Source organism: Microbacterium oryzae, assembly GCF_030406385.1.
Taxonomy (GTDB): domain Bacteria; phylum Actinomycetota; class Actinomycetes; order Actinomycetales; family Microbacteriaceae; genus Microbacterium; species Microbacterium oryzae_A.
In genome coordinates, this window is the sequence record NZ_JAUEPM010000014.1 from 14,829 (window position 1) to 41,355 (window position 26,527).

General features: G+C 70.7%; 22 protein-coding genes and 1 tRNA gene. All 23 read right to left on the reverse strand.

Annotated features, from left to right (window positions below; genetic code table 11):
* Positions 1-15: 15 nt before the first annotated feature.
* The 23 genes from QWJ90_RS14335 to metK all read right to left on the reverse strand — a co-directional run bounded on the left by QWJ90_RS14335 (position 16) and on the right by metK (position 26,388).
* On the reverse strand, positions 16-915 hold the full coding sequence (locus tag QWJ90_RS14335; RefSeq protein WP_290108552.1) for a bifunctional methylenetetrahydrofolate dehydrogenase/methenyltetrahydrofolate cyclohydrolase: 900 nt from the start codon (positions 913-915) through the stop codon (positions 16-18).
* Positions 916-1,000: 85 nt separating this feature from the next.
* The gene (locus QWJ90_RS14340) at positions 1,001-2,377 is read right to left on the reverse strand and encodes an aminomethyl transferase family protein (protein ID WP_290108553.1); all 1,377 of its coding nucleotides are present in this window, start codon (positions 2,375-2,377) and stop codon (positions 1,001-1,003) included.
* Positions 2,378-2,398: 21 nt separating this feature from the next.
* Entirely contained in the window at positions 2,399-3,268 is an 870-nt protein-coding gene (locus QWJ90_RS14345) for a methylenetetrahydrofolate reductase (protein ID WP_290108554.1), read from the reverse strand.
* Complete coding sequence (purU, locus tag QWJ90_RS14350; protein WP_436836709.1) at positions 3,268-4,176, reverse strand: formyltetrahydrofolate deformylase; 909 nt, start codon at positions 4,174-4,176, stop codon at positions 3,268-3,270. The genes QWJ90_RS14345 and purU overlap by 1 nt, the downstream gene beginning before the upstream one ends.
* Before the next feature lie 561 nt (positions 4,177-4,737).
* Positions 4,738-4,820, reverse strand: a tRNA-Leu gene (locus QWJ90_RS14355).
* Positions 4,821-4,890: 70 nt separating this feature from the next.
* A complete protein-coding gene (gene pyk, locus QWJ90_RS14360) occupies positions 4,891-6,336 on the reverse strand; it encodes a pyruvate kinase (RefSeq protein ID WP_290108555.1) in 1,446 nt (481 codons plus the stop codon).
* 193 nt (positions 6,337-6,529) lie between these two features.
* Positions 6,530-7,987, reverse strand: coding sequence for a glutamate synthase subunit beta (locus tag QWJ90_RS14365; RefSeq protein WP_290108556.1), 1,458 nt, complete (start codon positions 7,985-7,987; stop codon positions 6,530-6,532).
* Positions 7,980-12,545: a glutamate synthase large subunit gene (gene gltB / locus QWJ90_RS14370; RefSeq protein WP_290108557.1), complete on the reverse strand. Its 4,566-nt coding sequence runs from the start codon at positions 12,543-12,545 to the stop codon at positions 7,980-7,982. The genes QWJ90_RS14365 and gltB overlap by 8 nt, the downstream gene beginning before the upstream one ends.
* A gap of 122 nt (positions 12,546-12,667) precedes the next feature.
* The gene (lgt, locus tag QWJ90_RS14375) at positions 12,668-13,642 is read right to left on the reverse strand and encodes a prolipoprotein diacylglyceryl transferase (RefSeq protein WP_290108558.1); all 975 of its coding nucleotides are present in this window, start codon (positions 13,640-13,642) and stop codon (positions 12,668-12,670) included.
* 10 nt (positions 13,643-13,652) lie between these two features.
* Complete coding sequence (trpA, locus tag QWJ90_RS14380) at positions 13,653-14,459, reverse strand: tryptophan synthase subunit alpha (RefSeq protein WP_290108559.1); 807 nt, start codon at positions 14,457-14,459, stop codon at positions 13,653-13,655.
* On the reverse strand, positions 14,456-15,664 hold the full coding sequence (gene trpB / locus QWJ90_RS14385) for a tryptophan synthase subunit beta (protein ID WP_290108560.1): 1,209 nt from the start codon (positions 15,662-15,664) through the stop codon (positions 14,456-14,458). Before trpB ends, trpA begins: the two co-directional genes overlap by 4 nt.
* On the reverse strand, positions 15,661-16,467 hold the full coding sequence (gene trpC / locus QWJ90_RS14390) for an indole-3-glycerol phosphate synthase TrpC (protein ID WP_290108561.1): 807 nt from the start codon (positions 16,465-16,467) through the stop codon (positions 15,661-15,663). Before trpC ends, trpB begins: the two co-directional genes overlap by 4 nt.
* A complete protein-coding gene (locus QWJ90_RS14395; protein WP_290108562.1) occupies positions 16,467-16,697 on the reverse strand; it encodes a DUF6704 family protein in 231 nt (76 codons plus the stop codon). Before QWJ90_RS14395 ends, trpC begins: the two co-directional genes overlap by 1 nt.
* An 85-nt stretch (positions 16,698-16,782) precedes the next feature.
* A complete protein-coding gene (locus QWJ90_RS14400; RefSeq protein WP_290108563.1) occupies positions 16,783-17,391 on the reverse strand; it encodes a Trp biosynthesis-associated membrane protein in 609 nt (202 codons plus the stop codon).
* Positions 17,388-17,765, reverse strand: coding sequence for a phosphoribosyl-AMP cyclohydrolase (hisI, locus tag QWJ90_RS14405; RefSeq protein ID WP_290108564.1), 378 nt, complete (start codon positions 17,763-17,765; stop codon positions 17,388-17,390). Before hisI ends, QWJ90_RS14400 begins: the two co-directional genes overlap by 4 nt.
* Positions 17,762-18,523 (reverse strand): imidazole glycerol phosphate synthase subunit HisF, encoded by a 762-nt coding sequence (hisF, locus tag QWJ90_RS14410; RefSeq protein ID WP_290108565.1) that lies wholly within the window; start codon positions 18,521-18,523, stop codon positions 17,762-17,764. The genes hisI and hisF overlap by 4 nt, the downstream gene beginning before the upstream one ends.
* Complete coding sequence (hisG, locus tag QWJ90_RS14415) at positions 18,523-19,362, reverse strand: ATP phosphoribosyltransferase (protein WP_156241319.1); 840 nt, start codon at positions 19,360-19,362, stop codon at positions 18,523-18,525. Before hisG ends, hisF begins: the two co-directional genes overlap by 1 nt.
* A gap of 44 nt (positions 19,363-19,406) precedes the next feature.
* Positions 19,407-19,670: a phosphoribosyl-ATP diphosphatase gene (locus tag QWJ90_RS14420; protein WP_290108566.1), complete on the reverse strand. Its 264-nt coding sequence runs from the start codon at positions 19,668-19,670 to the stop codon at positions 19,407-19,409.
* A gap of 9 nt (positions 19,671-19,679) precedes the next feature.
* Positions 19,680-20,363 (reverse strand): ribulose-phosphate 3-epimerase, encoded by a 684-nt coding sequence (gene rpe / locus QWJ90_RS14425; RefSeq protein ID WP_290108567.1) that lies wholly within the window; start codon positions 20,361-20,363, stop codon positions 19,680-19,682.
* A 505-nt stretch (positions 20,364-20,868) separates the two neighbouring features.
* Positions 20,869-22,257: an RsmB/NOP family class I SAM-dependent RNA methyltransferase gene (locus QWJ90_RS14430; protein ID WP_290108568.1), complete on the reverse strand. Its 1,389-nt coding sequence runs from the start codon at positions 22,255-22,257 to the stop codon at positions 20,869-20,871.
* A complete protein-coding gene (fmt, locus tag QWJ90_RS14435; protein ID WP_290108569.1) occupies positions 22,254-23,189 on the reverse strand; it encodes a methionyl-tRNA formyltransferase in 936 nt (311 codons plus the stop codon). Before fmt ends, QWJ90_RS14430 begins: the two co-directional genes overlap by 4 nt.
* A 12-nt stretch (positions 23,190-23,201) precedes the next feature.
* The gene (locus QWJ90_RS14440) at positions 23,202-25,181 is read right to left on the reverse strand and encodes a primosomal protein N' (protein WP_290108570.1); all 1,980 of its coding nucleotides are present in this window, start codon (positions 25,179-25,181) and stop codon (positions 23,202-23,204) included.
* A gap of 16 nt (positions 25,182-25,197) precedes the next feature.
* Positions 25,198-26,388, reverse strand: coding sequence for a methionine adenosyltransferase (metK, locus tag QWJ90_RS14445; protein WP_290108571.1), 1,191 nt, complete (start codon positions 26,386-26,388; stop codon positions 25,198-25,200).
* Positions 26,389-26,527: the final 139 nt, after the last annotated feature.

The window sequence follows — 26,527 nt, forward strand, 5'->3', positions numbered from 1 at the left end:
CCCCTTCTCAGAAAGTCAGGCGATGTCCTGTTGCTGAGCGAGGGCGCGCTCGGCCGCTTCGACGACGTTGGTGAGAAGCAGCGCGACGGTCATGGGACCGACGCCACCTGGGTTGGGTGAAAGGTAGCCTGCGATCTCCGCGACATCCGGATGCACGTCCCCGTAGACACGATGCTCCCCGGTCTCGACGTCGGTCTCACGGGTGACTCCGACGTCGATCACCGCCGCGCCGGGCTTCACGTCTTCTCGTCTGATGAGATGTTTCACTCCGACTGCGGCGATGATGACGTCCGCCTGGCGCAGCTGTGCGCCGAGATCGCGCGTGCCGGTGTGGGTGAGCGTGACGGTGGCGTTGACGTCCCTCCGCGTGAGCAGGAGGCCGACGGACCGGCCGATGGTGATACCGCGGCCGACCACGACGACGTGCTTACCGGCGAGGTCGTACCCGTTGCGTCGGAGAAGCTCGATCGCGCCGCGCGGAGTGCAGGGCAACGGCGAAGAGATCGGCGAGTCGACGTTGAGGACGAGCTTGCCGAGATTGGTCGGGTGGAGCCCGTCGGCGTCTTTATCGGGATGTATCCGCTCGAGCACGGTGTCCGTGTGAATCTGGGGTGGGAGGGGCAGCTGCACGATGTACCCGTGGCAGCGGGGATCCGCATTGAGATCGTCCAGGACGGCGAGCACCTCTTCCTGCCTTGCGTTCGAAGGGAGATGGCGCTCGATCGAGCGCATTCCGATCGCGAGGGCCTGCCTGTGCTTCATCCCCACGTAGAGTACGGATGCGGGATCCTCTCCGACGAGTACCGTCGCGATTCCGGGCACCATCTGGTGTGCGCTGAGACGAGCCACGCGACCGGCTAGGTCCTCCCTGATTGTGCGTGCGGTCGCCGTGCCATCCAGTCGTTTGGCGGTCATCGTTTCTCTCTCGGTCGTGTCAGGTCATGGCGAGGGGAGACGCTCGCCCGGGCTGCCCGGGCGAGCGTGGGCGGTTGTCCGCGTGTCAGGTGTTGGAGCGGTACCCGGTGCGAGCGAAGTCATCGTACGGTGACGGTCGCACTGTGGCGCGAAGGCGTGGGAGGGCGAGGTCGGCGTCGCCATCTGTGCCGTGCCCGGGGTGCTGGCCCCACACCAGCTCGACTTCGGTGCCCGGCTCGGCCGCGGCGTGGTCGACGAGCGAGAGGGCCAGGACGGTGCCGACGGGGGCGATGTTGGAGGTCCAGAACGTCATGCCCGCAAGCGCGCCGTTCCTCTCGATGCGGAACCGCGAGTAGGTGTTCAGGTAGCCCAGGTCCGCCCCGAGCACGCGGGAGACGTCGTCGCGGTTCACCTCGAGCGTGACCTTGGTGCGCCGCACCTGGTCCTTGGCGGCGAGGAGGGCGTCGCGTCCGATGAACTCGTGCGAGAAGTTGAGAGAACGACCGTATCCGAGCTCCCACGGGGAGATGTAGTAGTCCTCGATGTCGTCGGAGTAGTAGCTGCCGTTGAGGGGCTTCTTCCCCTCATAGGAGAACGAGCTGAGCGATCGCCGATAGTCCTCCAGGGCGGGGTCGGTGTAGATGGCGGGTGTCGGCGTGGGAATCCAGCCGCTTTCGACACCGTTGGTGAAGTAGGCCTCCCCTCCGACTTGCACGAGACCAGAGGGCGCCCCTGCGGTGAGGATCGCATCCTTGACAGCGCCGTAGTCCGCGTAGTCTCCGATGAACTCGAAGCCCGGCTGGCCGGCCATGCCGTGACGCAGCGCTCGGATGCAGCGTCCCGCGATGGTCAGGTGCGTTGAGTGGAAGAACTTGACCTCCGGCACCGGGCGGCCGAGAAGGCGCTCGATGACTTCCATGGCCTGCGGGCCCTGGATCTGGAAGCGGAGAAGCTCGGGGTCGCCGTCCCTCCGAACGGATGAGTCGGCGTTGGTACGGTACTCGACGTCGTAGCCCCCTGCCTGGGCGTGGTACTTCACCCAGTTCTGAGATGCCGGCGGGCCGGTGAGGGTGTACTCCTGGTCGGCGGTGCGCAGCAGAATGCCGTCGGTGATGATGTTTCCGTCAGCGGCAACGGGCACGAACTGCTTCGCCTGGCCGATGGTGAACTTCTCGTAGTTGTTCGCGCTGACCTCGCTCAGCAGTCGCGTGGCGTCAGGGCCAGCCAGGAACGTGTCGGACATGTGGAACGACAGGTCGAAGAAGGCGACACCCGACCGCCAGGCTTCCTGTTCCTTCGCCCAACCGACGAACTCGGGCTGCACGACCGGTACAGTCCAGGGCTGGGCGTCGGGCTGCCAGAGAAGCTGCATCGGTGAGCCCGCCTGATCGATCGCCTCTTGGAGGGTGGGGACGTTCATGGTGGTATTTCCTCTCATCGTCGAGTTGGTGATGTTCGTCATGCACTGAGGCGTTCGCGTCGTTCAGCCTCGGAAGCTGCTGATCCATTTCGCGGTGGTCTCGACGCCGCCAAATGTGTAGAAGTGCAGCCGCACCTCTCCGAGCTGGCGGGAGTCAATGTCTCGCTCGAGTGCGGAGATCAAGCGATCTGGCCCCGCGGTGCCCATGAGATTGCCGAGCGAGAAGCCGTACTTCTTCACGATCGACGCGTTCGCGGAGATGCCGAAGCGGCGCGCGAAGCCGACCAGCCGCTTCACGCCCGCTGGGCCTGGAACGCCGATGCGGATGGGGGTCGAGATGCCACGTTCACGGACCTCGTGAACCCACTCGATGATCGGCTTCTCGTCGAAGCCGAACTGCGTGATGATCTCGCCGCGCAGACCCTGCTTCTTCAACAGAGCACTCTTCGCCTCCAGCTCGCGCCAGAGCGTGTCTCGGTCGATATCGGGATGCCCCTCCGGATAGCCGGCGATGCTGACCTGCTGAACGTGGTGCTTTGCGAGAAGGTCACTCTCGATGACGTCACGAGAAGAGGAGTACGCACCCATGGGCCTGGACGGGTCGCCGCCGACGACGAAGACGCGCTGCGCGGCACCGGCCTCCTGAAGCGCGGCCAGCGTGCAGTCGAGTTCCTCAGCACTGCTGATCCGACGCGCAGCGATGTGCGGGACGGGAACAGCGCCTGCGCTGAGAACAGCCCGGGCGGCCGCAACCCGCAGGTCGAGGTTCTCCGTGGCCAAGAAGGTGACGTTTATCTGCGTGCCGGCGGGAATCAGGGGTGCGGCACGTTCCAGTTCGGGAATGTCCCGGCCCGTCATCTCGAGGGAGAAGCCGTCGAGCAGACCGGTCGGACCCTGCGCATGCATTTTGCTCGTCGAGGCGGACTCGGTCATCAGGAGAACACCACCGTCTCGCGGCCGTTGCGCATGACGCGGTCTTCGCAGTGCCACGTCACGGCGCGCGAGAGCACCATGCGCTCCACGTCTGCACCGCGTCGTTGCAGGTCAGCCGCGGTCTCCGCGTGGGTGACGCGTACGACGTCCTGATCGATGATCGGGCCTTCGTCGAGATCTTCCGTGACATAGTGCGCGGTGGCCCCGATCAGCTTCACGCCACGTTCCTTGGCCTTGCGGTACGGGGCGGCACCGATGAATGCGGGAAGGAACGAGTGATGGATATTGATCACCGGCACACTCACCTGCTGCAGGAAATCAGCGGACAGGATCTGCATGTAGCGCGCGAGCACCACGACGTCGACATTGCCTTTCACCAGCTCCAGGATCCTTTTTTCCGCCTCAGACTTGTCGGCGCCTGTGGAGGGCACATGGAAGAACGGAACGCCGAATTGCCGCACGTCCTCGGCGACGTTGGTGTGGTTGGAGATCACCATCGGGATCGTCATCGGGATGTTTCCTTGACGCTGACGCCACAGCAGATCCAGCACACAGTGGTCGGATGTGGATGCGAGGATGGCCACGCGCTTGGGTGCTGTGCGATCTTCCAGCCGCCAGATCAGGTCGCTTTCGCTTCCCAGCTCGCCGGCGAGCGCGGACTCCAGGGTCGGCCGAACGGCGATGAAATCGGGAAGCGAGAACACCGTCCGCTGGAAGAAGTTTCCGCCGTCGGGGTCATCGGAGTACTGGTCCAGCGAGACGATGTTGGCGTCATGGGCGGCCAGGAGCGTCGAGATCTTCGCGACGAGTCCGGGGCGGTCCGCCCCCTGGACGAGAAGGACGCCTTCCTCCGCGGAGGCCTCTGCGAACCTCGATGGCGGTGCGGACGCGGTCATTGCCTTCGACATGGTCTCTCCCTTGAGTCTGATTACCAGCCCCTTGGGAGTCGGCTTGCTCAGGCCGGCCCCGCAGGGGTGTGAAGCAGTCCGACCTCGTCGGATCCTCGCCGTGCCCCTGCACGAGCGATTCGAGAGCAGTGCGGCTACCGGGAGAATCAGTTCCGCTCCAGATGAGCTGATTCGCGGCTCACCAGGTCGCACCGTCGGATCCATGCAACCAGGATGCCCACTCGATTGTCAAGCAATTGAAATGATCGCATGCGCATGAGACATATGCGCGGCGGTTGCAGCACGCTTCCCACTGGTTCCATCGGGGCCTGCAGATCTGCTTCGCAGAACCGGTGGCTCACCACGGACGCCGCCGCACCTCCGAGTGCACGGGTCGCCGGAGCAGTCATCGAGGCCGCCGGCGAGGTCACCGGCGGGCAAACCGATTCAGACGTCGTCGAGATCTACGTCACCGGACCTGCCGGTCGACGAGGGCTTCTACCTTTCACGTCAACCCGGATCCGTAGCCAAGGAGGGCCGCGATCCCGGTGTTCCCAGAGGATCGCGGCCCTCGCGAGAAAGTGCCGGTGGTGGGACTCGAACCCACACGCCCTTGCGGACAGAGCATTTTGAGTGCCCCGCGTCTGCCATTCCGCCACACCGGCATGCGTGCTCGACGATACAGCGAACGGGGCCCGGCGCTGAACCGGACCCCGTTCCCTGGCGCGTCGCGCCTCAGCCCTGCTTGTAGACCGGAGCGGCGCCGTGGACGGCGTCGCCGACGCGGTGCACGCGCAGGTCGTTCGTGGAGCCGGAGATCCCGGGAGGGGAGCCGGAGATGACGATGACCTTGTCGCCGACCTTCGCGAGGTCGTTCGAGAGCAGGTAGTCGTCGACCTGCAGGAACATTCGGTCGGTGTGCTCGACCTGCTCGACGAGCGCCGAGCGGATGCCCCAGGTGAGGGCCATCCGGCGACGGATGGCCTCGTCCTGCGTGAAGGCGATCATGCGTCGCGGCGAGCGGAGCCGCGCCATCCGGCGAGCGGAGTCGCCCGACTGCGTGAAGACGCAGAGGAACTTCGCGTCGACGAAGTCGGCCACCTCGATCGCCGCGAGCGTGATGGCGCCGCCCTGCGTGCGGGGCTTGTTCGTCAGCGGGGCGATGCGCTCGAGTCCGTGGTCCTCGGTCGACTCGACGATCCGCGCCATGGTCTGCACGGTGATGGCGGGGTAGTCTCCCACGCTCGTCTCGCCCGAGAGCATGACCGCGTCGGCGCCGTCGAGCACGGCGTTGGCGACGTCGCTGGTCTCCGCGCGTGTCGGCACGGGGCTCGAGATCATCGACTCGAGCATCTGGGTGGCGACGATGACGGGCTTGGCCATCCGGCGGGCGAGCTCGACGGCCTGCTTCTGCACGATCGGCACGGCTTCGAGCGGCAGCTCGACGCCGAGATCGCCGCGGGCGACCATGATGCCGTCGAAGGCGTCGATGATCTCCTCGAGATTCTCCACCGCCTGCGGCTTCTCGATCTTGGCGATGACAGGGACGCGACGCCCCTCCTCCGCCATGATCACGTGTACCCGCTGGACGTCCTTCGCACTGCGCACGAACGACAGCGCGATGATGTCGGCGCCGTTCCGCAGGCCGTAGCGGAGGTCCGCCTCGTCCTTCTCGCTGAGGGCCGGCACGTTCACCGCGACGCCGGGCAGGTTGATGCCCTTGTTGTTCGACACCGCGCCGGCGACGATGACCTCGGTCGTCACGACCGTGCCGTCGGTCTCGACGACCTTGACGCGCACCTTGCCGTCGTCGATGAGCAGCATGTCGCCGGGCTTGACGTCCTGCGGCAGACCCTTGAACGTGGTGCCGACGATCTCCTTCGTGCCGAGGATGTCCTCGACGGTGATCTTGAAGATGTCGCCCTCGGCGAGCTCGTGGGGGCCGTCGGCGAACTTGCCCAGGCGGATCTTCGGACCCTGGAGGTCGACGAGGATCGCGACGGGCTTGCCCGCCTCCTCGGCCGCGGCGCGCACGTTCGCGAAGTTGTTGTCGTGCACGGTGTAGTCACCGTGGCTGAGGTTGAGGCGCGCCACGTCGAGTCCGGCCTCGATGAGAGACCGCACGGTCTCCTTCGTCGAGGTGGCCGGGCCCAGCGTGGCGACGATCTTGGCTCGTCTCAAAAGCTTGCCTTCCGCACTGCTTGCTTCTTCTGTTGTGGACGCATCCGCGTCCGTCGGGTCGACGGCTCTCCGCACGAGGCCGTCGCGGACGATTCCGGATGCATCCCCACCCTACGCGCCCGGGCCATCCGCGGTCATGTACGGACATGGTCGGCGGCCGGGAGCGATGTCGCCCCGGCCGCCGCCATCCGCCTCACACGCCGATCGCGATGTCGGTCGGGGCCACGGGGGCGGGCAGCTGTGTCTGCCCCATCAGGTAGGTGTCGACCTCGGCCGCGACGGAGCGCCCCTCGGCGATCGCCCAGACGATGAGGGACTGCCCGCGGCCCGCGTCTCCTGCGACGAAGACGCCGGGGGTCGAGGACTGGAACGAGCCGTCGCGCTCGACGACGCCGCGCGTGGTGAACTGCGTCCGCAGCTGCTCCTCGAGGTGCGCGCGCTCCGGGCCGGTGAAGCCCATCGCGATGAGGACGAGGTCCGCGGGGATCTCACGCTCGGTGCCCGGCTTCGGCACGCGGCGGCCGTCGACGAACTCGGTGTCGGCCACGACGAGCGCGCGCACCTCCCCCGCGTCGTTGCCGACGAACTCGACGGTCGAGGCGAGGAAGTGCCGCTCGCCGCCCTCCTCATGCGCGGAGGTCACTTCGAACACCTGCGGCATCATCGGCCACGGCTGGTGGCCAGGCCGCTCATCGGATGGCCGCTTGCCGATCGCGAGGTTGGTCACGCTGAGCGCACCCTGGCGATGAGCCGTGCCGATGCAGTCGGCGCCGGTGTCGCCGCCGCCGATCACGACGACGTGCTTGCCGTCGGCGGTGATCTGGTTCGGCACCGTGTCGCCCGCGACGGCCTTGTTCGACTCGACCAGGTACTCCATCGCGAAGTGGATGCCGGCCAGCTCACGTCCGGGGATGGGCAGCTCGCGCGGAGCCGTCGCACCGGTGGCGACCACGACCGCGTCGTACCGGGCACGCAGCTCGTCCCACGAGATGTCCACGCCAATCGTGACGCCCGCGCGGAAGCGGGTCCCCTCGTCCTGCATCTGACGCAGTCGCGCCTCGAGGTGGCGCTTCTCCATCTTGAAGTCGGGGATGCCGTAGCGCAGGAGACCGCCGATGCGATCGTCGCGCTCGTACACGGCGACCGTGTGGCCCGCGCGCGTCAGCTGCTGGGCTGCGGCGAGGCCGGCGGGGCCGGAGCCCACGACCGCGACCGTCTTGCCGGTGAGGCGCGCGGGCGGCTCGGGCTCGACCCATCCGTTCGCGAAGGCCTGATCGATGGTCGAGACCTCGATCTGCTTGATCGTCACCGGCGGCTGGTTGATGCCGAGCACGCACGAGCTCTCACAGGGCGCGGGGCACAGGCGTCCGGTGAACTCGGGGAAGTTGTTCGTCGCGTGCAGGCGCTCGATCGCGGTGCGGCCCTCACCGCGCCACATCAGGTCGTTCCACTCCGGGATGAGGTTGCCCAGCGGGCACCCCTGGTGGCAGAACGGCACACCGCAGTCCATGCAGCGTCCGGCCTGGCGGCGGAGCACGGCCGAGTCGCCCGGCTCGTACACCTCCTTCCAGTCGAGGATGCGCACGGGCACGGGTCGGCGAGCCGGCAGCTCGCGCTCCGTGGTCTTCAGAAAGCCCTTGGGGTCAGCCACCAGTCACCTCCATGATCCGGTTCCACACGACGTCGCCATCGGGGTCCAGCCCCTCGGCGACCGCCACCTGGCGGGTCTCCAGCACCGCCGCGTAATCGCGCGGCAGCACGCGGACGAAGTTCTCCACCTCGTCCTCGAAATCGGCGAGCAGGCGTCGGGCCAGCTCCGATTCGGTCTCCGCGACGTGCCGTTCCAGCAGGTCGCGGAGGATCTCGACGTCACCGGATCCCAGCGGGCCGAGCGTGAGCTCACCGGAGGCGATCGCCTCGCGGTTGACGAGGTTCTCGTCGAGCCTGTGGATGTACGCCGTGCCTCCGGACATCCCCGCGCCGAGGTTGCGCCCGGTGCGTCCGAGGATCACGGCGAGGCCGCCGGTCATGTACTCGAGCGCGTGGTCGCCCACCCCCTCGACGACCGCCGTCGCACCGGAGTTCCTCACGAAGAAGCGCTCGCCCACCATGCCGCGCAGGAACATCGTTCCCTGCGTGGCGCCGTAGCCGATGACGTTCCCCGCGATGACGTTCTCAGCGGCGTCGAAGGTCGAGCCGGTCGCGGGCCGGACGACGATCTCGCCGCCGGAGAGGCCCTTGCCGACGTAGTCGTTCGAGTCGCCCTCGAGGCGCAGCTTGATGCCGCTCGGGAGGAACGCGCCGAACGACTGACCGGCGGAGCCGCGCAGGTTCACCGTGATCGAGCCGGAGGGCAGGCCGTGCTCCCCGTGGGCGCGCGTGACGTGATGACCGAGCATCGTGCCGACCGCGCGCGCGGTGTTCTTCACCGGCAGGTCGATGACGACCCGACCGCCGTCGGCGATCACGTCGCGGGCGCGCTCGATGAGCTGCACGTCGAAGTGCTCGTCCAGCTCGTGATCCTGGGTGCTCACGTTGCGGCGCGGCTCGTCCTCGCCGAAGGGCGGGCCCTCGAGGATCGGCGTCAGGTTCAGGCCCTCGGCCTTCCAGTGCGCGATCGCGCGGTTCGCGTCGAGCAGCTCGGCGTGGCCGACCGCCTCCTCGATGGAGCGGAAGCCGAGCGCGGCGAGGTACTCGCGCACCTCCTGCGCGACGAACTCCATGAAGTTGACGACGTGGTCGGCCTGACCGGTGAAACGGCTGCGCAGCACCGGGTTCTGCGTCGCGACGCCCACGGGGCAGGTGTCGAGGTGGCAGACGCGCATCATGATGCAGCCGGTGACGACCAGCGGCGCGGTCGCGAAGCCGAACTCCTCGGCACCGAGCAGCGCGCCGATGACGACGTCGCGCCCGGTCTTCATCTGCCCGTCGACCTGCACCACCACGCGGCCGCGCATGCCGTTGAGCATGAGCGTCTGCTGCGCCTCCGCGAGACCCAGCTCCCACGGGGTGCCGGCGTGCTTGAGCGAGTTCAACGGGCTCGCCCCCGTTCCGCCATCGTGGCCGGAGATGAGGATCACGTCGCTCAGCGCCTTCGCGACGCCGGCGGCGACCGCGCCGATGCCCGACTGGCTGACGAGCTTCGTGTGGATGCGCGCGGACGGGTTCGCGCGCTTCACATCGAAGATCAGCTGCTTCAGGTCCTCGATCGAGTAGATGTCGTGGTGCGGCGGCGGCGAGATGAGGCCGACCCCCGCCGTCGCGTGCCGTGTGCGCGCGACCCACGGGTACACCTTGCCCGGCGGCAGCTGACCGCCCTCGCCGGGCTTCGCGCCCTGGGCGAGCTTGATCTGAATGTCGTCGGCGTGCGTGAGGTATATGCTCGTCACGCCGAACCGGCCGGACGCCACCTGCTTGATCGCGCTGCGGCGCTCCGGGTCGAGGAGACGATCGACATCCTCGCCGCCCTCGCCGGTGTTCGACTTCGCGCCCAGCCGGTTCATGGCGATCGCGAGCGTCTCGTGCGCTTCGCGGGAGATCGAGCCGTAGCTCATCGCCCCGGTCGAGAACCGCTTGACGATCGCGGAGACCGGCTCGACCTCGTCGATCGGGACCGGCTGGCGCACGCCCTCCTTGAACGAGAAGAGCCCGCGCAGCGTCTTCAGCTCCGCCGCCTGCTCGTCGACGAGGCGCGTGTACTGGCGGAAGACCTCGTAGCTGCCGGTGCGCGTGGAGTGCTGCAGCTTGAAGATCGTCTCCGGGGTGAACAGGTGCGGTGAGTCGCCTCGGCGCCACTGGTACTCGCCGCCGGTCCACAGCCGCTCGTGCGCGTGCACGGCCTCGTCCTCCGGGTAGGCGAAGTCGTGCCGCACCTGGTTCTCGGCCTGGATGGCCTCGGTGTCGATGCCGCCGAGCTTGGTCTCCGTGCCGGTGAAGTACGCGTCGACGGTCTCCTGACTGAGGCCGACGGCCTCGAAGACCTGGGCGCCCGTGTACGACGACACGGTCGAGATGCCCATCTTCGACATGATCTTCAGCACGCCCTTGCCGAGCGCGTAGATGAGGTTCTTCACGGCCTTCTGCGGGGTGACGCCCGTGATCGCGCCGGAGCGGACGAGGTACTCGACCGTCTCCATCGCGAGGTACGGGTTGACCGCGCTCGCGCCGTAGCCGAGGAGCGTCGCGACGTGGTGCACCTCGCGCACGTCACCCGCCTCCACGACGAGCCCGACCTTCATGCGGGTCTCGTTGCGGATGAGGTGGTGGTGCACGGCCCCGACCGTCAGGAGCGACGGGATGGGCGCGAGGTCCTTGTTCGAGTCCCGGTCGGACAGCACGATGAACTCCACGCCGTCGGCGATCGCCGCGTCCACCTCCGCGCAGATCTCCTCGAGGCGGCGCCGCATCGTGCCGGGGCCGGCGTCGAAGTGGTACAGCGCACGGATGGTCCGCGAGCTGCGCCCGGGAAGCGAGCTGTCGATGTGCTGGATCTTCGCGAGCTCGTCGTTGTCGATGACGGGGAAGTCGAGCGTCACGCTGTGGGCGTGCTCCGGCCCCCAGTCCAGGAGGTTCCGCTCCGGCCCGAGCCCCTGCTTGAGGCTGGTGACGACCTCCTCGCGGATGGAGTCGAGCGGCGGGTTGGTGACCTGGGCGAACTGCTGCGTGAAGTAGTCGAACAGCAGTCGAGGGCGCTTGCTGAGGACGGCGATGGGCGTGTCGGAGCCCATGGCGCCGAGGGGCTCGACGCCGGTCTGGCCCATCGGGCGCAGAAGGATCCGCACCTCCTCCTCGGTGTAGCCGAAAGTGCGCTGACGGCGCGTGATGGACGCGATCGGGTGCACGAGGTGCTCGCGCTCGGGCAGGTCGGCCAGGCGCACGGCGCCCTGATCGAGCCACTCGCGCCACGGGTGCAGCCGGGCGAGGTCGCCCTTCACCTCGTCGTCGGAGATGATGCGGCCCTGCTCGGTGTCCACCACGAACATCGTGCCGGGCCGAAGACGCCCGCGACGCTCGATGCGCTCGGGGGCGAAGTCGAGGACGCCGGTCTCCGAGCCGATGACGACGAGGCCGTCCTTCGTGACGGTCCAGCGTCCGGGGCGCAGCCCGTTGCGGTCGAGGGTCGCGCAGACGAGCGTGCCGTCGGTGGCGATGAGGGCGGCCGGGCCGTCCCACGGCTCCATTTGCCCGGCGTGGAACTCGTAGAACGCGCGCAGATCGGGGTCGACGTACGCCTTCTTCTCGTACGCCTCCGGCACCATCATCAGCATCGCGTGCGGGAGCGTGCGCCCGGTCAGCGTCAGCAGCTCGAGCACCTCGTCGAATGAGGCGGAGTCGCTCTCGGTGTCGCTGCAGATCGGCAGGAGCGGACGGATGTCGCCCAGCAGCTCGCTCTCGAGCTGCGACTGGCGCGCGCGCATCCAGTTTCGGTTGCCGCCGACGGTGTTGATCTCGCCGTTGTGCGCCATCATGCGCAGCGGCTGCGCGAGGGGCCATGACGGGAAGGTGTTCGTGGAGTAGCGCGAGTGCACGACGGCGAGCTCGGTCGTGAAGCGCTCGTCCTGCAGGTCGAGGTAGAACGGCTCGAGCTGCAGGGTCGTGACCATGCCCTTGTAGCCGAGCGTGCGACTGGACAGGGAGACGAAGTACGCGCCGAGCTCGTGCTGCGCGCGCTTGCGCAGGCGGTAGCCGAGGCGGTCGAGCGCGACGCCCGCGAGGGGGGCGTCGGAGGCGCTGGAGAGGAAGACCTGCTCGATGGCCGGGCGGGCCTCGCCCGCAAGGCGGCCGAGATGCTCCGGGTCGACCGGCACCTCGCGCCATCCGAGGACGGCGAGGCCCTCCTCCGCGGCGATGGCGGCGATGCCGTCCTTCTGAGCTGCGCGGGCGTCGTCGTCCGTGGGGAGGAACGAGAGGCCGGCGAGGTACTCGCCCCGCTTCGGAAGGGGGAAGTCGACCACCGCGCGCAGGAAGTCATCCGGCATCTGCGTGAGAATGCCCGCACCGTCGCCGGTGCCCGCGTCCGAGCCGATCGCACCGCGGTGCTCGAGGTTGCGCAGGGCCTCGAGGGCGAGGTCGACGATGTCGTGCCCTGCCTCTCCTCGCAGGGTCGCGACCATGGCCAGTCCGCAGGCGTCCTTCTCGAACGCCGGGTTGTACATGCCCTGTCGCGGGGGGTACGCGCCGGATGCGCCGTAAGGGGGCTGGAAGTACATGTGGCTACCGTCCTCGGGATGGATTTCGTGGCAGGGGACGACTTTGGCCCGGTGGCGCCGTTTCGCGCGGACGATCATCCTCGTGCCCTTTCCGAAAGGACAGCAGAGGCAGGGGATCGTCGCTACGGTGCTTGTGGCGACGGCGTGGACGCGACCGTCGATGCAGGGGGTTCGCTCACATCGACGAAGTCGCCCTGCGATTGTACCGCGTCGGCGCCGTGGCTCTCGCGCCCCGGCCGGTACGGCGACGGCTCGATCCCCTTGTGGCGCGACTGCACCACGAGGATGGCCAGGCCGATGACGATCGCGGCGATCGCGCCCCACACGTTGGTGCGCAGGCCCAGGATGACCTCGCTCGGGTCGATGCGGATGGACTCCCACACCACGCGCCCCGCGCCGTACCAGACGAGGTAGATCGCGAAGAGGCGGCCCCAGCGGAAGAAGAGCTTCCGCCCGAGGACGAAGAGCACGATCACGCCGAGGACGTTCCAGATCACCTCGTAGAGGAAGGTGGGGTGGAACAGGGTGTCGTCGGGCAGCCCCGCGGGGAACGCCGCGTTGTCGGGATCGATCTCGAGCCCCCACGGGACGTCGGTCGGCCATCCGAACAGCTCCTGGTTGAACCAGTTGCCGAAGCGGCCGAGTGCCTGGGCGAGCAGGATGGCCGGGGCCAGCGCGTCCGCGAAGGTCCAGAACCGGATGCCGGTCCACTTGCAGCCGAGCCAGGCGCCCACGGCGCCGCCGATGAGGGCGCCGAAGATGGCGATGCCGCCCTCCCAGATCGCCCACACGGATCCGGGCTGCGTGGGGTTCCAGGGGTTCGCGCCTGCGCCGAAGTAGAAGCCCCAGTGCGTCAGCACGTGGTAGATCCGCGCCCCGATGATGGCCAGCGGCACGGCGAGGAGCGCGATGTCGATGACGACCCACGGCTCCGCGCCGCGGCGGGTGAGGCGGTGGTTCGTGATGAGCGTGGCCACGACGATGCCCAGGATGATGCAGAGGGCGTAGAAGTGGATGCGCAGCGGACCGAGGTCGATGTACGACACCGCGGGGCTGGGGATGCTCGCGACGACGCTCGTCAGGGCGGAGGACAGCATGATCGAGAGTCTAATTCCTCTGCAGGGTCGCACCGTGACGCACGGTGCCGGCGGCGAGCTCGCGCGCTTTCGCAGCGAGCCCCTCGACCCCGCCGTCTCGGAGCGCGCGGACGAGCGCGGTGCCGACGATCGCGCCATCCGCGTACTCGACGATGCTGGCGACGTGCTCGGCGGAGGAGACGCCGATCCCCACGCAGGCGCGCTGAGCTCCCTGCGCGCGGAGGCGGCCGACGAGCGACCGCGCCGCGGCGTCGAGCTCGGCCCGTTCGCCCGTGATCCCCATCGTGGAGACCGTGTAGACGAAGCCGGTGGTCTTCTCGACGATGAGGCCCAGCCGCGCGTCGACCGACGTCGGGGCGGCGAGGAACACGCGGTCGAGGCCGGTGCGCTCGGAGGCGGCGATCCAGTCCTCGGCCGCGTCGGGGGTGATGTCGGGCGTGATGAGTCCCGCTCCCCCGGCCTCGCGCACCTCGTCGGCGTAGCGGCCGACGCCGCGCTGCACGACGAGGTTCCAGTACGTCATGACGAGCACGGGCGCGTCGGTGCGTCGGGTGATCTCCCGCAGCGCCGTGAAGAGGTGCTCGGTGCGGAAGCCGGCCTCGAGCGCGGCGTTGGTGGCCTCCTGGATGACGGGCCCGTCCATGACCGGGTCGCTGTAGGGCGGACCGAGCTCGATGATGTCGACGCCGTTCTCGGCGAGGGTCACGGCCGCGTCGATGCTCGTCTGCAGGTCGGGGTACCCCACGGGGAGGTACCCGATGAGCACGCCGCGGCCCTCGGCTGCGGCGTTCGCGATGACGTCCTCGACCCGGCTCACGCGTCCGCTCCCTCGTCGTAGAGCCCGAACCAGCGGGCGGCGGTGTCCATGTCCTTGTCGCCGCGGCCCGAGAGACAGACGGCGAGGATGGCGTCGGGGCCCATCTCGCGCCCGATGCGGAGGGCGCCGGCGAGGGCGTGCGCGGACTCGATCGCGGGGATGATGCCCTCGGTGCGACTCAGCAGGCGCAGCGCCTCCATCGCCTCGCCGTCGGTCGCGGGGATGTACTCCGCGCGCCCGATCGACGCAAGCCACGAGTGCTCGGGGCCGACGCCGGGGTAGTCGAGGCCGGCGGAGATGGAGTGCGACTCCACGGTCTGCCCGTCCTCGTCCTGCAGCACGTACGTGCGCGCGCCGTGGAGCACGCCCGGGCGGCCGCGCTCGATCGACGCGGCGTGGCGCAGCGTGTCGACGCCGTCGCCCGCGGCCTCCACGCCGAACAGGCGCACCTCGGGGTCGTCGATGAACGCGTCGAACATGCCGATGGCGTTCGAGCCGCCGCCGACGCACGCGAGCACGGCGTCGGGAAGGCGCCCCGCGCGCTCGAGGAGCTGCGCGCGCGCCTCCTCGGAGATGACCTTCTGGAAGTCGCGCACCATGGCCGGGAACGGGTGGGGCCCGGCGGCGGTGCCGAAGATGTAATTGGTCGTCTCGACGCTCGCGACCCACTCACGGTACGCCTCGTTGATGGCGTCCTTGAGCGTGCGCGAGCCGGTGGTGACCGGCACGACCTCGGCGCCCAGCAGCCGCATGCGCGCGACGTTGAGCGCCTGGCGCTCGGTGTCGACCTCGCCCATGTAGATGCGGCACTCGAGGCCGAACAGCGCGGCGGCGGTGGCGGTGGCCACGCCGTGCTGGCCGGCGCCGGTCTCGGCGATCACGCGCGTCTTGCCCAGCCGCTTGGTCAGCAGCGCCTGTCCGAGCACGTTGTTGATCTTGTGGCTGCCGGTGTGGTTGAGGTCCTCGCGCTTGAGGAAGATCCGCGCCCCGCCGGCGTGCTCGGCGAACCGGGGCACCTCGGTGAGCGACGAGGGACGGCCCGCGTAGTCGACGAGCAGCGCGTTCAGCTCGGCGTGGAATGCCGGGTCGGCCATCGCCTGCTCGTGCGCGACGGCGAGCTCGTCGATCGCCGCGATCAGCGACTCGGGCATGTAGCGACCGCCGAACTCTCCGAAGAACGGTCCGGGCTGAGTGCGCAGGCTCATGAGGTCTCCTCCCCCGCGGGGAAATCGCCGGCCGCGAGGAACGCGCCGAGCGTGGCGACGGGGTCGCCCGTGACGAGCGCCTCCCCGATGAGAACGGCGTCGGCCCCGGCGCGCCGGTAGTGCGCGACGTCTGCGGGCTGAAGCACGGCCGACTCCGCGATGCGCACGGCGCCGGCGGGGATGGCCTCGGCCAGTCGGCCGAAGAGGTCGCGATCCAACTCGAAGGTCGACAGATCGCGGGCGTTCACGCCGATGAGGTGCGCGCCGACGTCCGCCGCGCGGGCGACCTCCTCGGCGGAGTGCGCCTCCACGAGCGGGGTCATCCCGAGCTGGACGGTGAGGGCGAAGAGCTCCTCGAGCACGGGCTGCTCGAGTGCCGCGACGATGAGGAGCACGATGTCCGCTCCCGCCGCACGCGCCTCCAGCACCTGGTACGGCGTGGCGATGAAGTCCTTGCGGAGGACGGGCACCGACACCCGCGCGCGCACGGCGGCGAGGTCGTCGAGGCTGCCCTTGAAGCGGCGCTGCTCGGTCAGCACGGAGATCGCCGACGCCCCGCCCTCCTGGTAGCGGCCCGCCTGCAGCGCGGGGTCGGGGATGGTCGCGAGGTCGCCGCGCGAGGGGCTCGCCCGTTTCACCTCGGCGATGATCCGCACGCGGGCGTCGGGGCGCAGGGCCGCAGACACGTCGAGCGCAGGCGCCTGGTCGGCGGCTGCGCTCTCGACGTCGGCGTACGGGCGGATGGCCCGCCTCGCTTCGGCATCCTCGACGGCCCCGGCCGTGAGATCGGCCAGGAGCGACATCAGTGGGCCTTGGGCCGCGACTTGTCCCCGTGGGAGCCGTAGCCGGCCTTGGAGAGGATGAAGCCGGCGATCGGGCCGATCACGAAGAGCACGGTGCACGCGATGAGCAGCCACGGCACCCAGAGGAACAGCGCGACCGCGGCGATCGCGAGCGCGACCAGCATGATGAGGACCGTGGTCCAGGCGGCGGGCGAGTGTCCGTGACCGGGGTCGTCGATCGAGTGGCTCATGTCGTGTCATCCTCCGTGCTGCTGGGAACGTCGTTCAGTCTATCGGGGCCGCGCGCCGCGCTCGGTCGCGGGCGGTCCGCCGCGGTCAGCGCGTCGGGTCGTCGCCGCGGGACAGGTCATCCCACGAGTCGATGGCGTCGAGGGGCGCCGCCTCGTCGCGGCCCGCGCGCGAGCCGCCCTTCTCGTACTTGCGCCCCGACCGCTTCCACCGGTGGGCGGTCGCGAGCGTCCAGATGCCCGCCGCGACCACGACCATGCCGGCAGCGGCCGTCGTCGCGGGCCACGGGGTGAGCGCGATGCCCTGCACGAGGTCGGCGATCGCCGCGTCTCCCGCGATGCCGGTGTGCTCGGTCACGACCGACGAGGCGGCGGAGGCCGAGGGCGCGAGGGCGACGTCCAGCGACAGCCAGGAGATCGAGCCCCCGACGGCGATCGCGACGGCCGCGAGCACGTAGCGCAGGGCGAGCCCGACGATCGCGAGGACGAGCGACAGCGCGAGCGCCGCGAGGGCGAGCGGGCGCAGCACCGACACGGCCTCCGCGCCCGAGACCGGAAGCGTGGCCTCCGCGACGGACGCCGTGAGCCACGTCTGCGTGGAGCCGATGAGCGCCAGCGCGCCGCCGACGAGCGCGGCGAGGACGGCGATCGACCGCCCGCGCGCGCTCGTGGCCGTCGTCCGGCCGACCGCCGTCATCCGATCACCGGGTGCAGGTCGCGGTCGCCGACCTCGTCGCGGGTGAGGTCGCTGTCGAAGCACGTGCGTGTGCTCGTGTGGCAGGCCGGGCCGATCTGGTCGATCTCGAGCAGCACGGCGTCGCCGTCGCAGTCGAGCCGGGCGCCCTTGACGATCTGGATGTTCCCGGACGTGTCGCCCTTGCGCCAGTACTCCCCGCGGGAGCGGGACCAGTACGTGACGCGCCCTGAGGTGAGAGTGCGTCGGAGAGCCTCCGCATCCATCCAGGCCAGCATCAGCACCTCGCGGGAGTCCCACTGCTGCACGATGGCCGGCACGAGGCCATCCGCGTTGAAGGCGACGCGGGCGATGCGCTGCTCGAGGTCGTCGGTCATCGCGTCTCGATGCCGTCCGCGCTCAGCGCCTGCTTGACGTCGCCGATCGTCATCTGACCGGAGTGGAAGACGCTGGCGGCGAGCACGGCGTCGGCGCCCGCGCGGATGGCTGGCGCGAAGTGCGCGACGTCGCCCGCTCCACCCGAGGCGATGACGGGAACGGTCGACAGCTCGCGCATGAGGCCGACGAGCTCGAGGTCGAAGCCGGCCTTCGTGCCGTCGGCGTCGATCGAGTTGACGAGGAGCTCCCCTGCGCCGCGCTCGATCGCCTCGCGTGCCCAGGCCAGCGCGTCGAGGTCGGTCTCCTTCTTGCCGCCGTGCGTGGTGACGACGAAGCCCGACGGCGTGCGCGGCGACCGCTTCACGTCGAGCGAGAGGACGAGCGCCTGCGCGCCGAAGCGGTCGGCGATCTCGTTCAGCAGCGCGGGGCGCGCGATGGCGGCGGAGTTCACGCCGACCTTGTCGGCGCCGACGCTCTGCAGCCGCCCGACGTCGTCGACCGAGCGGACGCCGCCGCCGACCGTCAGGGGGATGAAGACCTCCTCCGCCGTGCGGCGGACCACGTCGTACGTCGTCGCGCGCTCGTCGACCGTGGCCGTCACGTCGAGGAAGGTGAGCTCGTCCGCGCCCTGCTCGAAGTACCGGCGCGCGAGCTCGACGGGATCGCCCATCTCGCGGAGGTTCTCGAAGTTGACGCCCTTCACGACGCGGCCGGCGGCCACGTCGAGGCATGGGATCACCCGGGTGACGACGCCCATCAGAGGCGCGCGTTGTGGATGGCGGTGACGAGGATGGCGCGGGCGCCGATCGCGTACAGCTCGTCCATCACGAGGTTGACGCCGCGGCGCGGGACCATGACGCGCACGGCGACCCACTCGGGGTCGCGCAGCGGCGACACGGTGGGCGATTCGATGCCGGTGGCGATCTCGACGGCGCGGTCGACGAGCGCCGCAGGCAGGTCGTAGTCGAGCATCACGTACTGGCGCGCGACCATCACGCCGCGGACGCGGCGCAGCAGGGTCTCGATGCCGGGGTGCTCGTTCGGCCCCTGGATGAGGACCGCCTCCGACTCGAGGATCACCGGGCCGAAGATGTCGAGGCCCGCCTGGCGGAGGGTCGTGCCCGTCTCCACCACGTCGGCGATGGCGTCCGCGACGCCGAGCTCCACGGCCGACTCCACGGCGCCATCGAGCGGCACGAGGTCGGCCGCGACGCCGTGGCGGTCGAGGAAGGAGTCCACGAGGCCCGGGTACGAGGTGGCGATGCGCGCGCCTTCGAGGTCCGCGACGCCGGTGAAGCGCCCGGGAGGGGCGGCGAAGCGGAACGTCGAGGTGGCGAAGCCCAACGTCTCGATCTCACGCGCGGACATCCGCACGTCGAGAAGCAGGTCGCGGCCGGTGATGCCGACGTCGAGCGCACCGGCGGAGACGTAGGTCGCGATGTCGCGCGGGCGGAGGTAGAAGAACTCGACGTCGTTGGCGGCGTCGATGAGGTGCAGCGACTTCGTGTCGCGGCGTCCGGCGTAACCGGCCTCGGCGAGCATCTCGGCGGCGGTCTCGGACAGCGAACCCTTGTTGGGAACGGCGATGCGGAGCATTCCAGGTCTTTCGATCGAGGGGTCAGACAGTGCGGCGGCGAGGCTCACAGATGTCGGTACACGTCCTCGAGGCTGAGCCCCTTCGCCAGCATGAGCACCTGGAGGTGGTACAGGAGCTGAGAGATCTCCTCCGCGGCCTCCGCGTCGGACTCGTACTCCGCCGCCATCCAGACCTCGGCCGCCTCCTCGACGATCTTCTTGCCGATGAAGTGGATGCCGGCATCGAGCTCCGTGACCGTCCCGGAACCCTCCGGACGCGTCTGGGCCTTCTCAGCCAGCTCGGCGAACAGGTCGTCGAAGTTCTTCACCCGTCAAGGCTACCGGTTCGCGTGCCGGTGCTCGGCGGCGAGGGCGCGCAGCTGCGCGATGGCGTCGCCCGCGGAGGGCGCGCCGAACACCGCGGAGCCGGCGACGAAGGTGTCCGCCCCCGCCTCGGCGGCCTGCGCGATCGTCGAGGACGAGATGCCGCCATCCACCTGGAACCACACGTCCGCCTCGCGCCGACGCGCCTCGTCGGCGAGGGCGCGCAGCTTCGGCATCGTCTCCGGCATGAACGACTGCCCGCCGAAGCCCGGCTCCACGGTCATCACGAGGATCTGGTCGAACTCGTGCAGGTGCTCGTAGAGGCTCTCGGCCGCCGTGCTCGGCTTGAGCGCGACACCCGCGCGCGAGCCGATCTCACGCAGCCGGCGCGCGAGGGCGATCGGGTCGGCCGCGGCCTCGAGGTGGAACGTGACCGACGCCGCTCCGAGCTCCGCGTACCCGGGCGCCCACCGGTCGGGGTCGTCGATCATGAGGTGCACATCCAGCGGCACGGGGCTCGTCTGCTGCACGCGCTCGACCATCTGCGGCCCGAACGTGAGGTTCGGCACGAAGTGGTTGTCCATGACGTCGACGTGGACGAAGTCGGCTGCGGCGATGCGCTCGAGGTCCGCCTGCATGTTGACGAAGTCGGCGGACAGGATGCTCGGGTTGACGCGCGGCGCGGCGGGAAGGCTCATCGCGTCCATTATGGCGGAGCGGCGGGACACGGCTCGGACGGCGGGCCGAAGCTCCCGGACTGCGCTCGCGCTCGCGGACCGCCTCGTCGCGCAGAGCCGAAGCGCGATCGCTCCGAGACAGCACGCGCCGCACGCGGGGTCGGCGCGAACGTGCAGTGTGGGAGCAGGCGCGAGCGCACCGCCCACACGCGTCGGATGGTCGAGGTCGAGACCGCGGCTTCCCTCGCGGGCTGCGTGAGCGCTCCCGAACTGCTCTCACCCGGCGCGGCGTGGACGGTCTCGGCCCTCGTGCCCTGCGCCTGCGCTCCCGGACCGCTTCATCGCGCAGCGCTCCCGCGCGATCGCTCCGAGACAGCACGCGCCGCACGCGGTCTCGGCGTGCGCGCACGGTCTTCGAGCGAAGGCTCAGTCTCGGAGCGCGGGCCCGGAACCCGCAACGCGCCGAACGCGGAACAACCGGCGTCGCCGCGTTCCGTCGCCTCGCGCCGCGGAGCGCTGGAGCGCGTCAGGCGCGCTTGCGCAGCAGCGCGAGGAACATCGCGTCGGTGCCGTGGCGGTGGGGCCACAGCTGCGCGTGGCCGGATCCGTCCGCGGGTTCGGGCAGGTCGAGCGGCGTGAGCGCCACGGCCTGGAGCGCTGCCCGCGCGTCGAGCTCCTCGACCTCGTCGCCACGGCGCTCGACGACCTCGCGCACGATAGCGGCGGTCTCGGCCAGATGCGGCGAGCAGGTGACGTACGCCACCACCCCACCGGGCTCGAGGGCGGTGAGGGCGGCCTCCAGCAGCTGCGCCTGGATGGTCGCGAGCTCGGCGACGTCGGACGGCTGCTTCCGCCAGCGCGCCTCGGGCCGACGACGCAGCGCGCCGAGACCCGTGCAGGGGGCGTCGACGAGGATGCGGTCGTACGCGCCGCCCCTCTCGGACGCGAGCTCGCGGCCATCCCGCTCGTGCACCTCGACCTCGAGCGGAACGGGCGCGATCGCCCGTCGCACGAGCCCCGCGCGGGCGTGCGAGATCTCGTTCGCATCGAGCGCAGCGCCGCCGGCCAGCGCCTCGGCCGCGAGGAGTGCGGTCTTGCCGCCGGGCCCCGCGCACAGATCGAGCCACCGCTCCCCGGGCGTCACCGGCGCGAGGCGCGTGAGCGCGAGCGCGACGAGCTGGGAGCCCTCGTCCTGCACGCGGAGGCGTCCGCGAGACCGGCGGACCGCCGGCTCGGGGTCGCCGCCGCCGAGGCGGAACCCGGTCGGCGAGTACGGGGTGCGCTCGCCGTCGGGCTCGGCGAGGCCCGGAAGGGCTGCCATCGTCACGGTCGGCGCCGCATTGTCGGCGGCGAGGAGGTCGACCAGCTCTCCGTCGCGCCCCTCCGCGGCGAGGGCGCGGCGGAGAGCGCGGATGACCCACACCGGGTGCGCGGTCTCGATCGCCAGCCGCTCGTCGTCCGAGCGCGCGGCCTCCGTGACGCGGGCGATCCAGGTCGTGAAGTCGGCCTGGCCGATGCGCCGCAGCACGGCGTTGGCGAACCCTCCGGCGCGCGGGCCGGACTCCTCGCGCGCGAGCTGCACCGACTCGTTCACGGCAGCGTGCGGCGCGACGCGCGTGGCGAGGAGCTGATGCGCGCCCAGGCGCAGCGCGTCGAGCACGGGCGGGTCGATGGTGTCGAGCTCGCGCCCGGCCGCGGACCGGATGATCGCGTCGTACGTTCCCAGCCGACGGAGCGTGCCGTAGGCGAGCTCGGTCGCCAGCGCCGCATCCGAGCCGCTGATGCCCGCGCGCTCGATCTCGCGCGGCAGCAGCAGGTTGGCGTACGCGTCGGAGGTCGTCACGGCCCGCAGCACGACGAAGGCGACCTGACGGGCGAGCTGCACGCGCACCGCGGGGCGTCCGTCGCGGCTCACGCGCCGAACCGCACGTCGTCGCGGAGCCCGCGGAACCAGTCCGCCGCGGCCATGGCGCCCTTGCCGGCCGGCTGCACGCGCGTCAGCAGCAGCGGCTCGGTTCCGGTGCCCACGAGCACGCCGCCGCGGACTGCCGCGGTCGCGCCGGGCGCGAGCGCCACGGGCTCGGGGGCGGGGGCGAGCGCGAGCAGCTTCACGCGCGCGCCGTCGAGGGTCGTATGGGCTCCCGGCTCGGGCGTCACGCCGCGATACCGCGCGAAGACGCGCACGGCGGGCTCGCTCCAGTTGATGAGGCCATCTGCGAGCGAGAGCTTCGGGGCCGCCGTCACCTCCCCCGTCTGCGGCTGGGCGACCGCCGTGCCATCGGCGATCCCGGCGACGACGTCGACGAGCTGGCGCGCGCCGGTCTGCGCGAGGATATCGAGGGCCGCGCCCGCCGTCGCCTCCGACGGAAGCGCGACCGTCTCCTGGGCGTACACGTCGCCCGCGTCGAGCTCCTTCACGAGCTGGAACACGGCGGTGCCGATCTCGGCGTCGCCGGCGATGAGCGCGTGCTGCACGGGCGCAGCGCCCCGCCAGCGCGGCAGCAGCGAGAAGTGCAGATTGATCCAGCCGTGCGCGGGCGCGGACAGCAGCGGCTCACGGACGAGGCCGCCGTACGCGACCACGACGGCGAGGTCGGCGCCGAGCGCGGTGAGCTCGGATGTCGCGGCGTCGTCGAGGCGCGCGGTCTTCCGCACGTGGAGGCCGAGCTCCTCTGCCGCCTGCGCGACCGGCGAAGGCGTGAGCACGCGCTTGCGGCCGAGCGGCGCGTCGGGGCGGGTGACCACCGCTGCGATGTCGTGCCCCGCCTCGTGCAGGGCGCGGAGCGAGGGCACCGCGACGTCGGGGGTGCCGGCGAAGATGAGCCGGAGCGTGCGGGGGGAGGTCATGACTGCTGTCCTTCAGAGCTCGGGGTCGGCGAGGTCGACCCGCACTGCGAGTGTATTGCGGGTCGCCTTGCGGCTTCGTGAGTCCTTGGCTGCGCGCCCGCGCGCCTTCATCGCCGCCGCGACGACCGAGGCGCGCAGCGACCGCGTGACGAGCGGGCCGCGGCCGTAGTCGAAGCGGATGAGCGCCCGCGATCCCGGGTAGCCGTCGCGGTCGATCGGCACGGGTCCGAGGATGGCCTCGGCGGGGAGACCGGGCACGTCCTCCGCGAGGGTGCGCAGCGCCGCGTCGACGGCGGCCGTGTCGCCCTCGAGACGCGCGACCCGGGCGGCAGGCGGCATGTGCAGCGGTGCGCGCTCGGCGAGCTCGAGGCGCGCGTAGTTCGGCTGCGTCCAGCTCGCGAGCGCGCGGGCGACGGGGCCGGTCACCCCGACGAGATGGACGGGAGCATCCGGCGCGGCCAGGGCGGCGGCGTTCGACCACCACCGCAGGCAGTGCTCGCCGATCCGCAGGTCCGGCGCCTGCAGCATCCGGTCGCCGTCGAGGAGGAGCACCGCGCGGTACCCGTGCGGTGTGAGGGGTTCGGCCCCGCGTGTGGCCACCACCAGCGCCGGGCGGTCGTCGACCTCGCGCACGGGATGCGCACCGTCGGCGACGATCACGCGCGCGCCGGCGAAGGCGCGCCCCAGCTCGTCGGCGGTGCGCTCGCTGCCCGACGATGCCAGGCGCAGGCGGGTCGAGGAGCACTGCGGGCAAGACCAGGCGTGCGCCGCTCGTCCGCACCAGGTGCACACGGGGGTGGCGCCGCGGGCGCGGGCGTGCAGCGGACCGCCGCAGTGCGCGCAGCGGGTGGGTGCACGGCAGTCCGCGCACACGAGCGACGGGGCGTAGCCGGGGCGGGCCACCTGCACGAGCACGGGGCCGCTTTCGACCGCCTCCCGCACAGCGCGGAAGCTCGCCGAGGGGATGCGCGCCGAGCTCTGCTCGTGCTCGGGTGCCGTGCTGAGGACGACGCGCGGAGCCGCGCGGCGCGGGGTCTGCACCTCGGCGACGAAGCCGATCGAGACGAGGCGCTCGACGTCGGTGGTGCGGGTGTGGCCAGCGAACAGCAGGGCGCACCCGTCGAGGCTCTGCCGCACGAGCGCGACGTCGCGGGCGTGCGCGTACGGGGCGAGGGGCTCATCGAGCAGCGGGTCGCCGTCGTCCCAGATGGCGACGAGGCCGGCGTCGCGCACCGGGGCGTATACGGCGGAGCGGTTGCCGATGACGACGCAGGGCGCGTCCTCGAGCGTGCGGAGGTAGCCCGCGTACCGCTCCGGCCCCGACTGCCCCGCATCGTGGCGGACGAGCGCGGAGTCGGGCACGAGCGTCAGCAGCTGCTCCTGCAGCAGGTCGAGGTCCCGGTGGTCGGGCACGGCCACCACCGCCGAGCGCCCCTCGGCCAGCATGCTCGCGGCTGCGGCCGCGAGCAGACGTGCCCACGCTGGGCGGGCCTCCACCAGGCGCGGCGGCGCATCGACCGCGACTCGCTCCCCCGCCCGCAGCTGCTCGAGCAGGGTCGGGAACTCCTCGAGCACGGCCGCCGCGCGAGCGCGCTCGGCGGAGAGCACCACGGGCGGCGCCGCGCCGTCGGAGGCGAGCCACGCCTTCTCCGCGCGCACCATCCGCTTCGGCACCGCCAGCCGCAGGACGTCGGCGGCCGAGCCCGCGGCGCGGTCGGCCACCGCGCGCGCCAGACGGTAGAGCCGTTCGGGCAGCACGGGCGCGGTCGAGACGACCTGATCGAGCTCGGAGAGCGGGCGGTCCGCATCGTCCTCGTCGCCGATCTCGACGACGTAACCCTCGACCATCCGACCCGCCGTGCGCAGCGGCACCTTCACGCGCACGCCGGGGACGGCCGTGTCGAGCAGCTCGGCGGGGATGGCGTAGTCGAACAGCCGGTCGAGCTGCGGCAGCGGCGACTCCAGCTGGACGCGCGCGATGCGGCGGGTCATGGCCGCCCGCCCGTCGTCAGAGCCCGGCCGCGCGGCGCAGCTCGTCGGCGCGGTTCGTCTGCTCCCAGGTGAACTCCGGCAGCTCGCGGCCGAAGTGGCCGTACGCGGCGGTCTGCGCGTAGATGGGGCGCAGCAGGTCGAGATGCTCGATGATGGCGCCGGGCCGCAGGTCGAACACCTGCTGGATGGCGTGAGTGATGACGTCGTCGGAGACCTTGCCGGTGCCGAACGACTCCACGTAGAGCCCGACCGGGTTGGCCTTGCCGATCGCGTAAGCGACCTGCACCTCGAGCCGGTCGGCGAGACCCGCCGCCACAGCGTTCTTCGCGACCCACCGCATGGCGTACGCGGCGGAGCGGTCGACCTTGGACGGGTCCTTGCCGCTGAACGCGCCGCCGCCGTGACGCGCGGCGCCGCCGTACGTGTCGATGATGATCTTGCGGCCGGTGAGGCCCGCGTCGCCCTTCGGACCACCCGTGACGAACGGCCCGGCGGGGTTGATGTAGAGCTTGACGTCGGGGGCGTCGAGCCCGATCTGGTCGAGGACCGGCCGGATGACGGCCTGCTCGACCTCGTCGCGCAGCTCGTCCTGCGTCACCTTCGGGTGGTGCTGGGTGGAGAGCACGATCGCATCGACGGTCTTCGGCGTGAAGCCCTCGTAGCCGAGGGTCACCTGCGTCTTGCCGTCCGGGCGCAGGAACGGCAGCTCGCCGCTGCGCCGCACCTCGGTGAGGCGCTCGGCGAGGCGATGCGCGGTCCAGGCGGCCATCGGCATGAGCTGCGGCGTCTCGTTGGTGGCGAAGCCGAACATGATGCCCTGGTCGCCCGCGCCGAGCAGATCGAACCGGTCCACCGAATCGCCCTCGCGCTGCTCGAGTGCGCGGTCGACACCATGGGCGATGTCGCTGGACTGCTCGCCGACGGAGACGCTCACGCCGCACGAGTCGCCGTCGAAGCCCATGTCGCTCGAGGTGTAGCCGATGCGGTTGATCACGCGGCGGACGATCGCGGGGATCTCGACGTAGCCGTCGGTGCGGATCTCGCCCGCCACGTGCACGAGTCCGGTCGTCACCAGGGTCTCCACGGCGACGCGGCTGTCGCGGTCGACCGCGAGGAGCCCGTCGAGGATGCTGTCGGAGATCTGATCGCAGATCTTGTCGGGATGGCCCTCGGTGACCGACTCGGATGTGAACAGGCGCAGGCTCATGGCGGCTCCAGACGATCAAGGGGGCGCGGCGCCCGCGGGGGCCCCCCCCCCCACTATGTCGCGGGGCGCCCCCCCCCCGGGGCGGGGGGCCCGGGGGGTTTTGGGGGTGATTGCCGCGCACACCGCGGGGGCGCCGGGC